The following is a 13,375-nucleotide window of genomic DNA, read 5'->3' as shown; positions in this document are numbered from 1 at the left end:
CTAGAAATGCCAGAGCGGCACGGGGAATTGATCGGCTTGACCTCAGGGCTGTTTCCACACCGGCTGCCAATTGGTCACCGACTGCACGGGTGCCCACTGCAGTCGGTCAGACCATGCGGATCACATCCTTGCTGATCGACAGAACATAGCCCCGTTTGGCGATATTCTTGACCAGAAGCTCACTCACCATCTGATTGCCCAATGTATCGCGCAGGCGTTTGATCCGGGTGGCGCCCGCGGCCTCTTCGCAATCGATGGACGGGCGGCCGGAGATCATCGCCTCAATCTCCGCACCGGAAAGCACATCGTCATCCAGACGTGCCTCCGCCAGAACCGCGAGGGTCTCCATCGCGGCGGCGGTCAGTTTGAAGCCCATGGTATTGAGATAGACGGTATTTTCCTCGCGGCTGATCAGCAGTTCGGTCACCTGAATGCCTGCGCGTTCGATCTGCACCATGCGCCGGTTTAGCATGACCAGCATGGCCAGCACCACCAAGGCGGCGACCATCATCATGGTGGCAAAAACCAGCAGGACAAAAATCACCATGCGATAGCTGGTCAGCGTGTCGGCAAAGGCGGTGCCGGATTGGGCGAGGATTTCCAGCAGTTTGATTTCGGCCTGAGTGGTGAGGTCATTCTCGACAAAGACACGCTCCACCCGGGCGTTGAAGGCATTGGCATCCGGCAGCGTCAGCAGGAGCACGGTGCCGGCAATGACCAGGAGGGCAACAATGGCAGCAATCCCCAATGCGATGACGCGGCTGCCTGCCGCGCGCACCTCAGAAACGGAGAAAATAGGGTCCGGCATCTGCTTTCCTTTGTTCCAGCCCGTCGGGACCAAAAATGGACAGAACATTCAGCAAGGTCCAGCCTGCCGCTGATAACCTTCCGGAGATTTCCGCCTTGGCCGCTGGTTTGCTACAGGCACCACCAATCTGGATCACACCGTAGTGCAGCCGCAGGGGCGCATCCTGTTTGGCCTTGTAGTCGGCGTAGCATTCGGCGGCTGTGGCCGCAGGTGCATCGCTGAGTATACCGGCAGCAAGACCGGCAATCAGGGTCGTGGAGATAAGCAACTGTTTCATGCCCTCACCCTGCGCATTTGTTGCGGGATATTCAATAACCACAGGTGATTGCGCGCAGTGATATTCGATAACAGGGCCGCGTTATTGCCTGTCCGAGGGGGCTGACCCCAGGCTGACTGCATCGGTCATCTGACCTCATGTTTTCAGACCTCAAGGAAGGACATCCCATGTTTCGCAGCCCTCGCTCCAGCGTTGATATCAAACCGCATCGCAAGTTCATCACGCTGATTGTTGCCGCCGCGGTTGCGGTGACCGGTTTTTCCGCAGCGCCTGCACGGGCGGATGAAGATATCGCCAAGGTCCTGGCGGGTCTGGCGGTTCTTGGCATTATCGGCGCTATTGTGAAAAACAATCGGGATGATGACCATCAGCAGGTAACCCGACCGCATCGCCCCCATCGTCCTAAACCACTGCCGCCGCGGGTGGCGCGCTATGACCTGCCAGCGCAATGCGTGCGGTATTTCCCGCGCTACAGCCAGAGCCGCACCCTGATGGGCCGGGGCTGCCTGCGCAAACAGTACGGTTTTGAACACAAGCTGCCGCGTGCCTGCCAGGTGACCTTCTGGAACGGCAAACGCAACCGCGTTGGTTACCGCCCCGATTGCCTGAAGAACCGGGGCTATCGCATCACTCGTCGCTAACGCGGGACCATAGGTTCGAGCAGACTTAGGGGGCTTCGGCCCCCTCTTTTTGTGCTCATCTGATGGCTGGGCTTGAAACTCAGCGCAAAACCCGGTCAGACCAAAGGATGGAGTATCCCGATTATAGTTTGGAAGCGGCGGCGCGAGTGCGTGGCCAGATGCGCATTGCAGGCGTGGATGAGGTAGGGCGTGGCCCGCTGGCAGGGCCGGTGACGGCAGCGGCGGTGATCCTGGACCCTGATAATATCCCCGAGGGGCTGAACGACTCCAAAAAGCTGAGCGCCAAACGGCGCGAGGCAGTGGAGGCGTCTATCTTTGCACAGGCTGAGGTGTCGATTGCCCATGCCTCTGTCGAAGAGATTGATTCTTTGAACATTTTACGTGCGTCGCATCTGGCGATGGAACGCGCGGTTGCGGCACTGGACCCGGCGCCGGACTATCTGCTGATCGATGGCAACCTGATCCCAAAAGGGCTGCTGCAAGCGTCAGAGTTCGTCATCAAGGGGGACGCCAAATCAGTCTCCATCGCGGCCGCCTCCATCGTGGCGAAACAGGCGCGTGACCGGATCATGGTGGATTTGGCGCAACAGTTTCCCGGCTATGGCTGGGAGAAAAACGCAGGCTACCCCTCCAAACAGCATCGCGAGGCGTTGGTTTGCCTAGGGGTGACCCCACATCATCGGCGTTCCTTTAAGCCTGTCCACAATATCTTGTATCAAGAGTGAACCACATCGCGTTGTTCTAAAAAACAAATTGACCTCGAATCCACGATGACTCATCCTGTGGACAACCAAAATGAGCGCAAAAATGCGCCGTGGTTATCGAGGCAGAGCAAATGAACAAAACACTTACACGGGGCGCCGAGGCGCTCCCGCTAAACGCGATCCTTGACGGTGACTGCATCGAAGTGATGTCCGGTCTACCGTCAAACTCGGTTGATCTGATTTTTGCAGATCCGCCCTATAACCTTCAGCTGAAGGGGCAATTGCACCGCCCTGACAACAGCAAGGTGGACGCGGTTGACGATCACTGGGACCAGTTTTCCAGCTTTGGCGTCTACGATAAATTCACCCGCGACTGGCTGAAACAGGCCCGCCGCATCCTGAAGCCCAACGGCTCCATCTGGGTGATTGGATCCTACCACAATATCTTCCGGGTCGGCACAGCCGTGCAGGACGAAGGGTTCTGGATCCTCAACGATGTGATCTGGCGCAAGTCGAACCCGATGCCGAATTTCCGCGGCAAGCGGTACACCAACGCGCATGAGACGATGATCTGGGCATCGAAGTCTGAAGGCGCAAAATACACCTTCAACTATGAGGCGCTGAAGGCGCTGAACGAAGGTTTGCAGATGCGGTCTGACTGGGTGATGCCGATCTGCACAGGGCATGAGCGCCTGAAAGATGACGCCGGCAACAAGGCGCATCCGACGCAAAAGCCCGAGGCGCTGCTGCACCGTATCCTCGTTGGGTCGACCAATCCCGGCGATGTGGTACTGGATCCCTTCTTCGGCACGGGCACCACGGGTGCCGTGGCCAAGATGCTGGGCCGTGAGTTTATCGGGATCGAGCGCGAAGCCGCCTATCGTGAGGTCGCGGAGAAACGCATCAAATCGGTGCGCAAATTCGACCGCGAGGCGCTGCAGGTGTCCGCCAGCAAACGCGCCGAGCCGCGTGTGCCCTTCGGGCAGCTGGTTGAGCGCGGTATGCTACGTCCGGGTGATGAGCTTTATTCGATGAACCAGCGCCACAAGGCGAAGGTCCGCGCGGATGGCACATTGATTGGCGACAATATCAAGGGATCGATCCATCAGGTCGGGGCACATCTGGAGAATGCACCGTCCTGTAACGGCTGGACCTATTGGTGTTTCAAGCGGGATGGAAAAACCGTGCCCATCGATGTGTTGCGCCAACAGATTCGGGCAGAACTTCAGAACTGATCCCACCCTTTTCACAACCTGTGTGAAACCGCAGGCGCTGTCGCATTGTCGACGGCGCCAACCTTGCCCCGCCAATCCGGCGGGGTCTTTTCGTTTATAGCGGTGCTTCATGGGGTGCATCTGGCGGCAGCTGTCGCTATTTTAGCGTGAGACTGGCGCCAATAGATGGACAGACGTCATGGCCATAACTGCCTCCGCTCCCGCTCCGGCATTGGACAGCGATGAAGCGATTTTCACGCAAGAGAGCCCCTATGCGCTGGACGCACTAACCGAGCACAAGCGCAATGGGCTGGAGCTGGCGGTGCGCGCGCGTTGGATTGCGATGGCGGTCACGGCGGCGTTTCTGGTTTATGTCATTCCCGAGTGGGATGTTCTGTACTACCATTTCATTCTGGCGTTGCTGTGCCTGAACGGCTGGCTCATCCGCCGAGTGGGTCGGGTCGGGCAATCGCGGTTAGAGATGCTGCTGATCTTTGCCGATCTGGCGATCATGACGGCTGGCATGGTCATTCCGAACCCGTTCAGCAGCGAGGATCTGCCACTAGCGATTCAGTATCGCTATGGCAATTTCATCTACTTTTTCATCATTCTGGCGGCCGGAACCCTTGCGTATTCCTGGCGCACGGTGATTGCCATCGGCAGCTGGACGGTGCTGATCTGGCTGTCGGCGGCCTTTACCGCCTGGTGGTTTGCCGCGCCTCAGTCGGGGATGAGTGCGGCGCTCTTGGCAGCGGTTGAAGGCAACCAGGCGCTGGCCCCTTTCGTTGATCCAACGGACTTTGCTCTGCATCAGCGACTTCAGGAGGCGATCGTGTTCTTTCTGGTCGCGGTCACATTGGCGGTGTCTTCAAGGCGGTTTTACCAGCTGATCCAGAATAATGCGGTACTGGAGCGCGAGCGCGCCAATCTTTCGCGGTATTTTTCACCCAATGTCGTGCAGCAGCTCTCACAGAACGACGAGCCGTTGAAGCAGACCCGGCGCCAGGATGTGGCGATACTGTTCATTGACATCATTGGGTTTACCCGGCTCGCGGCGGATCGCGATGCCTATCAGGTGATTGATCTCTTGCGGGATTTTCACGGCCGGATGGAACGGGAGGTTTTCCGTCACGAAGGAACGCTGGACAAATACCTTGGCGATGGTCTGATGGCGACCTTTGGCACGCCTTTGGCGGGACCAAAGGATGCAACCAACGCGTTGATCTGTGCACGGGCCATGCTGACGTCACTGGCTGATTGGAATGCAGAGCGCCGTCGGTATGGTGAGTCTGAGATACGCGTCGGTATCGGAGTACATTTCGGTGAGACCGTTATTGGTAACATCGGTGCGAACCGGCTGGAGTATGCAGTGATTGGCAATGCTGTGAATATTGCTGCCCGGCTGGAGGAGCGTACACGTGAACTGGAGGCCCAGCTTGTGATCAGTGAGGCGCTGCGTCAGCAGGTGCAGGCCGAGGGTGGTCCGGCCAACCTGGAGCGAGCTGGCTTTGCCCGGTACCCTGCGTCTGAGCTGCGTGGATTGACACGATCGATGACACTTTGGGCGCTGCCGCGCTAGCAGGCTGTGGCACCCGTGGTGGGGTCTGGTTCTGGTCGCTGATCCGCCGGCAAAGCCTTATTGTAGGCGCTCCATTCGGTGATCTCAGGGTAATACATCTGCCGCCATCGCCGCACCCGCGGGTTCATTATCCGGCGCCAGAGCGGTGGAAACATCGCGGCGACGGTCATCACCGGATAGCCGTAGGGCAACTGTGGTGCGTCGGCCGGGGTATGGTTCTGTAGCAGGGGAAACCGTCGGTCCGGTCTGTAGTGATGGTCAGAATGGCGTTGCAAGTTGATCAGCAACCAGTTCGAGGCCTTATGTGCGGCGTTCCAGGAGTGCCGTGGCATCACGTGTTCGAATTTGCCATTGCCCAGATATTTGCGGGTCAGCCCGTAGTGTTCGACGTAGTTCACCAGCTCCAGCTGCCAGATCGCAACACCTGCTTGCACCAGAAACAGCAACAGCCCTGTGAACCCACCCAGCAAAACCGCGACCAACAGCATAAGCCCTTGTAGCGTCCAGTAGCGAAAGAAGGGATTGCGTCGATCGGTCCAGGGCAAATTGCGGCGCGCCAGCTGGGCGCTCTCGGCGCGAAAGGCGGATTGCCAGCATTGCCGCAGCACTCGCGGATAGAACCGGTGGAACCCTTCGTTGTAGCGCGCCGTCACCGGGTCGCGGGGTGTGCCGACATGGCGGTGATGGACGAGCAGATGTTCGGATCTGAAATGCGAGTAGAGCACCATGGCCAGCAGGATATCCGCCAGCCAGCGTTCCAGCTTGCTCTTTTGGTGCATCAATTCATGGCTGTAGTTGATCCCGACAGTGCCGCTCAGGACGCCAACGCCGAAGAACACGCCGAACTTCTCAAGACCTGACAGATGTTCTGCCGCTGGCACATAGATGAGCATGGCTATGAGCAACATGGCCTGCACAGGGACCCAGGCCATGGTCAGGGCGGAGTACCAGCGAAGGTCGTCCTCGGGTGTGAGCGGGTCGGCGTTCTCCAGGTTGAGACCAAACACCCCATCAAGCGCGGCAAAGAGATACCAAGTGGCCAAGGGGGGCAACAAAATGGCCCAACCGCCATAGACGGCGGCCAACACCACAAGGGGAACCAGCAGAAAAGACAGCCAGAACGGTAGAGCTGCCTGCCAGCTGCGCAGTGTTTCGGGGGTGGTCATCATGGCGCAAATCCAGTGATGTCGAAGATGTTTGTGCCGACTATGCCTGTGGTCCGGAAAAAAGAGAAGGGATCAGCGTCCCTTCCATAAATCAAAGGCCTTGCGCATGACCGTTGGCAGATCCGTCGGTTTGAAGTCATGTCGCGCGATCACGCGCTGATGGTCCTCAGCTGCGAAATCCGCAGGCAGTTCTGCCAGCATGACGCGCAGGATAAGGTGAAAATGCGTGAAGGTGTGACGCACCTCAGCGTTTAGAAGTTGCCAGTCGGCCTCAAACGGTGGTGCGGGGGTGGGATGGTCAGGGCTGTCGGTCCAGTCGCTGCCGGGCCAACCCAACATGCCGCCCAGGAGCCCCTTGTCCGGGCGCTGTTCCAGCAGCCAGTCACCCGCAGCGCTGCGGGCCAGATAGACAATGCCGAGCCGGGTTGGCTTGGGTTTCTTTGGGGTTTTCTTGGGCAACTCCGTTGCAGTTCCCGCCGCGCGGGCCGCGCAGGGCGTACGCCATGGGCAAATGCCGCAGGCGGGATTGCGCGGCGTGCAGATCGTGGCGCCAAGATCCATCACGGCCTGAGCATGATCGCCGGGTCGCTCTGCCGGGGTCAGGGCGGCTGCTTTCTCCTTGAGCTGTGGTTTGGCGGTCGGCAGGGGGACATGGACATCGTAGAGCCGCGCCATCACCCGTTCGACATTGCCGTCCAAGACGGTTTCCTGCCGGTCAAAGGCGATGGCAGAGATCGCCGCCGCCGTATAAGGGCCGATGCCCGGCAGGGCGATCAGCCCGTCGTAAGTGTCGGGAAAGGTGCCGCCATAGTCCTGCGCAACCACTCGGGCACATTTCAAGAGATTGCGCGCCCGCGCGTAATATCCAAGCCCAGCCCATTCGCCCATCACATCCGCATCCGGCGCGGCTGCCAGATCTGCGACTGTGGGCCAGCGGCTGGTAAAGCGGTGAAAATAATCCTTCACCGCAGCCACGGTTGTTTGTTGCAGCATCACCTCGCTTAGCCAGATCCGATAGGGATCCGGCCAGACCCCAGCTGCACGGTCCGCCGGGCTGATCCGCCAGGGCAGGGTGCGGGCGTGATGGTCGTACCACTCCAGCAATGTGCTGCTTTGTGGTTGGCTCTGGCTGTCGAGGTCACGCATTCTTTATCCTTTGTGGCCCGGTTTCGCTGGTTCTCGCATGGCAGCCCTTTACAATAGGGCGAGCAGTCTAGCAAAACCACGGGCATGGCAGTGCAACGGACAAAATCTCGCGGGTTCAAACGGACATCGCAGCTTCTGAATGATCAGATTCGCAAGGCCGGTGAAAGCCGGGGTTTTGCTGTGTCGCGTCTGCTGACCCATTGGGAAGAGATTGCAGGGCCTGACATTTCCGCCATCGCGCGGCCCGTCAACGTCCACTATGGGCGTGGCGGTTTTGGTGCGACATTGACGTTGCTAACCACCGGTGCCCATGCCCCGATGCTGGAGATGCAAAAGGAACCTCTGCGCAGTAAGGTCAATGCGGTCTATGGCTACAACGCCATTTCCAAGGTCCGCATCACCCAGACCGCGCCCACCGGTTTTGCCGAGGGGCAGGTCTCCTTCAAATACGCCCCGAAGGTTCGCAAACCGCAGGCGCCTGATCCGCAGGATGTTGCGGCAGCAGCCGAGGCTGCGACCGGGGTGGAAAGCGATGATTTGCGCGCAGCCTTGGAACGGCTTGGGCGCAATGTGCTGACAAAACAGAAAACTCTCAGAAAGGGGTACGAATGACCCGTTTGATGTCCGGCATCTTTGCCTCCGTCGCAGTTGCGGCGGGCGTCTATGGCTATGCCGCATTGCAGGGCGGCACGTCTTTGCCCAGCAATCCGCTGATCGGAGCGGCCCACGCACAAGAGGCCGAGGTGGACACCTCCACCATCGTGGAAATGGTCCAGGGGGCGGAAGATGCGCCAGTGACGCTGATCGAATACGCGTCTTACACCTGTCCGCATTGTGCGAATTTTCATCAGGGCGCCTATAAGCAGCTGAAGCAGGACTATATCGACACCGGGAAGGTGAAATTCATCTACCGTGAGGTCTATTTCGATCGTTATGGTCTGTGGGCCTCGATGATTGCGCGCTGCGGTGGACCAGAGAAATTCTTTGGGATCAGCGATTTGATCTATAAGGGGCAATCCGACTGGGCCCGTGCCGGTGGCGCGACCGAGATTGTCGATGCGCTGCGCAAGATCGGGCGGCTGGCGGGCCTGGAAGAAGAGCAGCTTGAAGCCTGTTTGCAGGACGGTACCAAGGCACAGACCCTTGTGAGCTGGTATCAGGAAAATGCGACTGAGCATGGGATCGAATCCACGCCCTCTTTCATTCTGAATGGCAAAAAGATCGAAAACCAGTCGTATGACGCGTTCAAGACACTGATTGACGCCGAACTGGACGGCTAACCGCCGTCGTACTGAGCGGATAAACACAGAAAACCCGCCCGGTCTCCGTGGCGGGTTTTTCGTTATATAGATCCTGGATGTGGCTACGGCGGCGGTGGCGCAATCTCGCGAAGTCGCGCCAAGAGCGCCTCATCATTGCTGATCTGCAGACGTACCGGCAGAGTGATCACCTTATTGCGGAAACTCTCCGGCAGGCGGACGGCGTCCTTCTCGGTGGTGACCATTTGCGCGCCAATCAGCTTGGCCTCTGTTTCCAGTCGGGTCATCAGCGCAGTGGAAAGCGGCTGGTGGTCGTCCAGGGCTTCGCTACGGCGCAGATCGGCGCCAAGCTCGCGCAGCGTGTCGAAAAATTTCTGTGGATGACCAATGCCGGCAAAGGCCAAAACGGGCGTTCCGCCCCAAGGCATGCCGGTTTTCAGCGGCTCAAGCACACCGGTGTAATGTGGGCAAGCCGTCAGTGCGTTCCGCCATGCTGCCTGGAACCGGGCCTGCGCCTCGGGTTGCCCCAGTGACAAAACCAGATCAGCACGGGCCAGCCCCGTTGTGACCGGTTCGCGCAGGGGGCCGGCGGGCAGGCAATGCCCATTGCCGAACCCACTATCAGCATCGACCACAACAACCGAGAGATCCTTGTGCACCGCCGGGTTCTGAAAACCATCGTCCAAGACGATGACCGTCGCCCCTGCAGCCGCCGCGGCCTTTGCTCCGGCGGCGCGATCCTCTGCTTTCCAGACCTCACCAAAGGCGGCCAGCAACAGCGGTTCGTCGCCAACCTGACTGGCGCGATGGCGTCCGGGATCCACCTGCGCCGGCCCCTCAAGCGTGCCACCATAGCCGCGCGTAACCACATGCGGTTCGTGCCCCATGTCACGCAAGCGTTCCAGAAACCAGATAACTGTCGGTGTTTTGCCGGTACCGCCAGCATTGATATTGCCGACGCAGATCACCGGCACGCCCACAGTTAACGGTGTGCCGTTAGTCAGCCGTTTTGCTGTAGCACGGGCATAGATATGGCCCAGCGGGGACAGCAGGGTTTTGCGAATATCGAATTGTCCGGCTGGTTTGTGCCAGAAATCAGGGGCTTTCATATCTGTCCTCTCGCTTGTCCAGAAGCTCCTGAACGCGGTCCATCAGGTGATCGGTCATGCTGGCGCCTTCGGTGACGACCTGCCAGCCTGCCAGTGCCATCTCGGCGGCGCGATCTGGTGCTGACAGGCTCAGCACGCCCTGTGCCAGATCCTCGGCGTTATCGACCTTCCGCGCGGCGCCAACCTCAGTCAGGCGCTCATAGAGGGGGCCATAGGTACCCAAACCCGGTCCGTGCAGGACCGCGGAACCAAGAGCTGCCGCATCCAATGGGTTCTGCCCGTTCGCGCGCGACGCCAGGCTACCTGCGAGCAGACACAACGGTGATAGCCGGTACCACAGGCCACTGTCCTCGGCAGAGCTGAGCAGCACCTGCGTGTATTCATCGGGCTCTTCGCCGCTGTCCCAATCGGCCAACTGCAGGCCGCTATTGATGATAGCATCGCGCGCTGCAGCCAAATCTTGCTCATCACGCATGGCGACGACCAGTAACAGGCGGTGCAACAGGCGCAATACACTGCGGTGTGCATCCAGGATTGTGGGTAAATCCTCAAGTTCGGTTTGTGACGAAAACCAGACAGGGCGGCTGCCCAATGTGGCTTGCATATGGGTGAGTTCATCACTGTTGCAGCCGGGGGGCGTGGTCGACAATCGCAAGGGATCCGTGCGTTGGATCCGGTCTGCGGCGAGGCCAAGGCGCAGCAGCTGTGCCCGTGCCTCATCTGAAGGGGTCATGATTTCGGTGAAGCGTTCAAACAGCCTGCGCCGTTGATCCGGCAACCAGCGGCTGGTGCGGTCGGGCAGTTCGCTGGCATCAATATCGACCAGCAGACTGTCCAAGTTGCGTTCGCTCATCTGGCGCATAAGGCCGCGGCGGAGATCCCCGCCCGACCAGATCATCAGGTCGGGCCGCCAGTGATCCAGAAACATCCGCACTTCTGCCGGGCTGTCATCTGGCGGTGGCCCCGCAGCCAGATCGTAGCCGTCAACCGGCGGGCGGTTGGTGATGCTGCGGCTCCATGTCACCAGCACCGACAGATCGGGGCGCAGGGATTTCATCCGGTTGCCCAGATCGCCAAGCGCCAGATACCGCTCTGCTGAAGAGGCATGGACCCATAGCACCTCACCCACCGGCCGGGCCGGCCAGCGGAGACTACGTTCGGATGCGGCGGAAAGTCTCGACATGGCTAGAGGGGTCCTGCTGCGGGGCACATGTCAAAGCGGATGAAGGCCGGGGCTCTGCGGGTCGAGCGCGGCGATCAGCTGGTCATGCAGGCACGGCGGCGCGGCGACGACACCGTTCAGGGTCGGGTGCGGGTTGTTATATCGCAATTCCCCGCCGAAGCGATCACTGCAACACCCGCCAGCCTCACGCAGGATCAGATCGCCGGCGGCGATATCCCATTCCCAGCTGGGGCGGAGGGTGAGCATCGCGTCGTAACCTGCATCTGCAACCCGTGCCATACGGTAGGCCAGCGAGGGTCGGTGGCTGCGATTGAAGCCTGGCACCTGACCATTCTGCCAGTGGTTGGGGTCCTGCACAGGTCGTGCAGCCAGCACGTTCGCCATGTTGAGGTCAGCTTGCGCAGACACCCGGATTTCTGCGCCATTACAGGTCGCGCCCTGTCCGCGCGCCGCACAATACATCAGATCACGCTGGGGCAGATAGATGACCGCTGCGGTGACGTCGCCCTCTTCGGCGATTGCCAGCGAATGGGCCCAGGTGCGCGACCCTTGGGCAAAGCTGCGGGTGCCGTCGATCGGGTCAATAATGAACAGCCTGTCACGTTCAAGGCGCGTTGCTGTGTCTTCGCTTTCCTCCGACAGCCAGCCATAGTCGGGTCGCGCCTTTTGCAGCAGGTCGGATAGCATCTCGTTGACGGCAAGGTCAGCCTCAGTCACCGGTCCAGCGCCGCCGGGTTTCTCCCATTTCTGCGCCTCTGGACCGCTGTAACGGCAGGCGATGTCGCCTGCCTGCTCGGCCGCGCGGATCAGCAGGGAGAGATCAGTTTCCGGCAAGGGTCATCCCCTCGACCAGCAGCGAAGGCACCACGCGAGACAGGTGGCTGCGGGCGTCATTGGCGGGCACGATGCTGCGCAGCATGTCGCGTAGATTGCCAGCAATGGTGCATTCGTTGACCGGATAGGCAATTTCGCCATTCTCCACCCAAAAGCCTGCGGCCCCACGGGAATAATCGCCGGTATTGGGGTTTATGGTCGATCCGATCATGGAGGTCACCAGCAGGCCGGTGCCCATGCCAGAAATCAGATCGGCGCGGCTGTCTTTGCCCTGCGTCAGAGCGATGTTCCACTGGGATGGCGAGGGCACTGATCCGACACCACGCGCTGCGTTACCAGTGCTTTGCATGTTCAGTTTGCGCGCCGAGGCAAGGTCCAGTGTCCATCCTGTCAGGATTCCATTGTCGATAATGTCGCGGCGTTGCGTTGCCAGGCCTTCGCCATCAAACGGACGGGACCCCGCGATGCGTGGGCGAAAGGGATCTTCCGTCACGCTGAGGTGGGCAGGCAGGATCTGCTCCCCTAGCGCATCCTTCAGCCAGGAGGAGCCACGGGCGATACTGGCACCGTTCACTGCCGCCAGCAGATGGCCGATCAGCGAAGAGGAGACCCGTTCGTCAAACAGCACCGGATAGCTTCCGGTTTCCGGCTTGCGAGCACCGAGCCGCTCGATTGCCCGCTCTCCGGCCTGTGTTCCGATATCTTTGGCGCTGCGCAGGTCGGCCTGAAACGTACGGGAGTCGCCATCGTAGTCGCGTTCCATTCCTGTACCGCTGCCCGCAATCGCCGTGCAGGAGGTCGACCGGCTGCTGCGCTGATAGCCACCGGAGAATCCGTTGGTCGCCGCCATATGGACCTTATGGGTACCGTAGCCCGCTGCCGCAGATTGCACCTGTGTGACGCCGCTAACAGCCAAGCCCGCAGCCTCAGCAGCCAGCGCATCCTCCTGCAGGGCAGCGGGTGCCGGTTCGGCGCTTGCATCAAACAACTCCAGTGCCGCCAGATCCCAGTCCCGGGCGAGTTGCCCCGGTTCGGCGAGGCCCGCATAGGGATCTTCGGGTGCTTCGCGGGCCATGGCGACGGCGCGCTCGGCCATGGCGGTCAGGGTTTCGGCCCGCATGTCCGAGGCTGAAACGCAGGCCTGACGTTGCCCGACAAAGACCCGCAATCCCAGATCAACACCTTCTGACCGCTCAGCATGCTCTAGCGTGCCTTGACGTACCTCAATGGAAAGGGAGCTGCCTTCGGCCACCATTGCATCGGCAGCATCAGCTCCGGCCTTGCGGGCGGCATCAAGGAGTGCGTGGCTTAGGCTTTCGGGGGTCTGGGTCATAGGCACCTACATGGGTTGGACGTCACCTAGAGCTAGCCAGCGCGGCCAGATGCTGCAAGAGCGCAGACGAAAAAAGGGGCCGCAAATTGCGGCCCCAATCTGGGATCAGCCTTGTGTCGCGA

Annotated in this window: 14 protein-coding genes; 6 read left to right on the top strand and 8 right to left on the bottom strand. The window is 60.1% G+C overall.

Features of this window, described 5'->3' with window-relative positions:
• Window positions 1–106 precede the first annotated feature (106 nt).
• Both phaeop14_RS15675 and phaeop14_RS15670 read right to left on the bottom strand, forming a co-directional pair.
• The gene (locus tag phaeop14_RS15675) at window positions 107–808 is read right to left on the bottom strand and encodes a winged helix-turn-helix domain-containing protein (protein WP_040170054.1); all 702 of its coding nucleotides are present in this window, start codon (window positions 806–808) and stop codon (window positions 107–109) included.
• Window positions 780–1,085 carry a hypothetical protein gene (locus phaeop14_RS15670; RefSeq protein WP_040170268.1) on the bottom strand — a complete coding sequence of 102 codons (306 nt, stop codon included), beginning with the start codon at window positions 1,083–1,085 and terminating at the stop codon, window positions 780–782. The genes phaeop14_RS15675 and phaeop14_RS15670 overlap by 29 nt, the downstream gene beginning before the upstream one ends.
• Before the next feature lie 167 nt (window positions 1,086–1,252).
• Here phaeop14_RS15670 and phaeop14_RS15665 point away from each other — a divergent pair, with 167 nt between their 5' ends.
• From phaeop14_RS15665 to phaeop14_RS15650, 4 genes are all read left to right on the top strand, one after another.
• Window positions 1,253–1,726 carry a hypothetical protein gene (locus phaeop14_RS15665; protein WP_096790053.1) on the top strand — a complete coding sequence of 158 codons (474 nt, stop codon included), beginning with the start codon at window positions 1,253–1,255 and terminating at the stop codon, window positions 1,724–1,726.
• Window positions 1,727–1,833: 107 nt separating this feature from the next.
• Window positions 1,834–2,451: a ribonuclease HII gene (locus phaeop14_RS15660; protein ID WP_145957411.1), complete on the top strand. Its 618-nt coding sequence runs from the start codon at window positions 1,834–1,836 to the stop codon at window positions 2,449–2,451.
• Between the two features lie 110 nt (window positions 2,452–2,561).
• A complete protein-coding gene (locus tag phaeop14_RS15655; protein WP_024098739.1) occupies window positions 2,562–3,665 on the top strand; it encodes a site-specific DNA-methyltransferase in 1,104 nt (367 codons plus the stop codon).
• A 178-nt stretch (window positions 3,666–3,843) separates the two neighbouring features.
• Complete coding sequence (locus tag phaeop14_RS15650) at window positions 3,844–5,223, top strand: adenylate/guanylate cyclase domain-containing protein (RefSeq protein WP_096790051.1); 1,380 nt, start codon at window positions 3,844–3,846, stop codon at window positions 5,221–5,223.
• Here phaeop14_RS15650 and phaeop14_RS15645 read toward each other — a convergent pair.
• Together phaeop14_RS15645 and mutY are read right to left on the bottom strand one after the other, a co-directional pair.
• On the bottom strand, window positions 5,220–6,389 hold the full coding sequence (locus phaeop14_RS15645) for an alkane 1-monooxygenase (RefSeq protein WP_096790334.1): 1,170 nt from the start codon (window positions 6,387–6,389) through the stop codon (window positions 5,220–5,222). The genes phaeop14_RS15650 and phaeop14_RS15645 overlap by 4 nt on opposite strands.
• 72 nt (window positions 6,390–6,461) lie before the next feature.
• Window positions 6,462–7,535, bottom strand: a complete 1,074-nt coding sequence (gene mutY / locus phaeop14_RS15640; protein WP_096790050.1) for an A/G-specific adenine glycosylase — start codon at window positions 7,533–7,535, stop codon at window positions 6,462–6,464.
• A gap of 84 nt (window positions 7,536–7,619) precedes the next feature.
• Here mutY and phaeop14_RS15635 point away from each other — a divergent pair, with 84 nt between their 5' ends.
• Both phaeop14_RS15635 and phaeop14_RS15630 read left to right on the top strand, forming a co-directional pair.
• Window positions 7,620–8,147 carry a DUF721 domain-containing protein gene (locus phaeop14_RS15635; protein ID WP_040170062.1) on the top strand — a complete coding sequence of 176 codons (528 nt, stop codon included), beginning with the start codon at window positions 7,620–7,622 and terminating at the stop codon, window positions 8,145–8,147.
• A complete protein-coding gene (locus phaeop14_RS15630; RefSeq protein ID WP_040178827.1) occupies window positions 8,144–8,815 on the top strand; it encodes a DsbA family protein in 672 nt (223 codons plus the stop codon). The genes phaeop14_RS15635 and phaeop14_RS15630 overlap by 4 nt, the downstream gene beginning before the upstream one ends.
• Window positions 8,816–8,898: 83 nt before the next feature.
• Here phaeop14_RS15630 and lpxK read toward each other — a convergent pair whose 3' ends face one another.
• Genes lpxK through phaeop14_RS15610 form a run of 4 tightly spaced genes read right to left on the bottom strand, consistent with a single transcriptional unit; the run spans window position 8,899 to window position 13,253 of the window.
• A complete protein-coding gene (gene lpxK, locus phaeop14_RS15625; protein WP_096790049.1) occupies window positions 8,899–9,903 on the bottom strand; it encodes a tetraacyldisaccharide 4'-kinase in 1,005 nt (334 codons plus the stop codon).
• Window positions 9,890–11,086 carry a 3-deoxy-D-manno-octulosonic acid transferase gene (locus phaeop14_RS15620; RefSeq protein WP_096790048.1) on the bottom strand — a complete coding sequence of 399 codons (1,197 nt, stop codon included), beginning with the start codon at window positions 11,084–11,086 and terminating at the stop codon, window positions 9,890–9,892. The genes lpxK and phaeop14_RS15620 overlap by 14 nt, the downstream gene beginning before the upstream one ends.
• A 30-nt stretch (window positions 11,087–11,116) precedes the next feature.
• Window positions 11,117–11,920, bottom strand: a complete 804-nt coding sequence (locus tag phaeop14_RS15615) for an inositol monophosphatase family protein (RefSeq protein ID WP_096790047.1) — start codon at window positions 11,918–11,920, stop codon at window positions 11,117–11,119.
• The gene (locus phaeop14_RS15610) at window positions 11,907–13,253 is read right to left on the bottom strand and encodes a TldD/PmbA family protein (RefSeq protein WP_096790046.1); all 1,347 of its coding nucleotides are present in this window, start codon (window positions 13,251–13,253) and stop codon (window positions 11,907–11,909) included. Before phaeop14_RS15610 ends, phaeop14_RS15615 begins: the two co-directional genes overlap by 14 nt.
• Between the last annotated feature and the right edge of the window lie 122 nt (window positions 13,254–13,375).

It is taken from the genome of Phaeobacter piscinae (assembly GCF_002407245.1).
GTDB classification, from domain to species: domain Bacteria; phylum Pseudomonadota; class Alphaproteobacteria; order Rhodobacterales; family Rhodobacteraceae; genus Phaeobacter; species Phaeobacter piscinae.
Note: the sequence above shows the minus strand (reverse complement) of the source record. Positions and strands in the feature narration are given on the sequence as shown.

What these genes read in the sequence shown, in the direction of transcription:
- phaeop14_RS15675 (WP_040170054.1), bottom strand. Translation starts at nt 808, where the DNA reads ATGCCGGACCCTATTTTCTCCGTTTCTGAGGTGCGCGCGGCAGGCAGC.
- phaeop14_RS15670 (WP_040170268.1), bottom strand. Translation starts at nt 1,085, where the DNA reads ATGAAACAGTTGCTTATCTCCACGACCCTGATTGCCGGTCTTGCTGCC.
- phaeop14_RS15665 (WP_096790053.1), top strand. Translation starts at nt 1,253, where the DNA reads ATGTTTCGCAGCCCTCGCTCCAGCGTTGATATCAAACCGCATCGCAAG.
- phaeop14_RS15660 (WP_145957411.1), top strand. Translation starts at nt 1,834, where the DNA reads ATGGAGTATCCCGATTATAGTTTGGAAGCGGCGGCGCGAGTGCGTGGC.
- phaeop14_RS15655 (WP_024098739.1), top strand. Translation starts at nt 2,562, where the DNA reads ATGAACAAAACACTTACACGGGGCGCCGAGGCGCTCCCGCTAAACGCG.
- phaeop14_RS15650 (WP_096790051.1), top strand. Translation starts at nt 3,844, where the DNA reads ATGGCCATAACTGCCTCCGCTCCCGCTCCGGCATTGGACAGCGATGAA.
- phaeop14_RS15645 (WP_096790334.1), bottom strand. Translation starts at nt 6,389, where the DNA reads ATGACCACCCCCGAAACACTGCGCAGCTGGCAGGCAGCTCTACCGTTC.
- mutY (WP_096790050.1), bottom strand. Translation starts at nt 7,535, where the DNA reads ATGCGTGACCTCGACAGCCAGAGCCAACCACAAAGCAGCACATTGCTG.
- phaeop14_RS15635 (WP_040170062.1), top strand. Translation starts at nt 7,620, where the DNA reads ATGGCAGTGCAACGGACAAAATCTCGCGGGTTCAAACGGACATCGCAG.
- phaeop14_RS15630 (WP_040178827.1), top strand. Translation starts at nt 8,144, where the DNA reads ATGACCCGTTTGATGTCCGGCATCTTTGCCTCCGTCGCAGTTGCGGCG.
- lpxK (WP_096790049.1), bottom strand. Translation starts at nt 9,903, where the DNA reads ATGAAAGCCCCTGATTTCTGGCACAAACCAGCCGGACAATTCGATATT.
- phaeop14_RS15620 (WP_096790048.1), bottom strand. Translation starts at nt 11,086, where the DNA reads ATGTCGAGACTTTCCGCCGCATCCGAACGTAGTCTCCGCTGGCCGGCC.
- phaeop14_RS15610 (WP_096790046.1), bottom strand. Translation starts at nt 13,253, where the DNA reads ATGACCCAGACCCCCGAAAGCCTAAGCCACGCACTCCTTGATGCCGCC.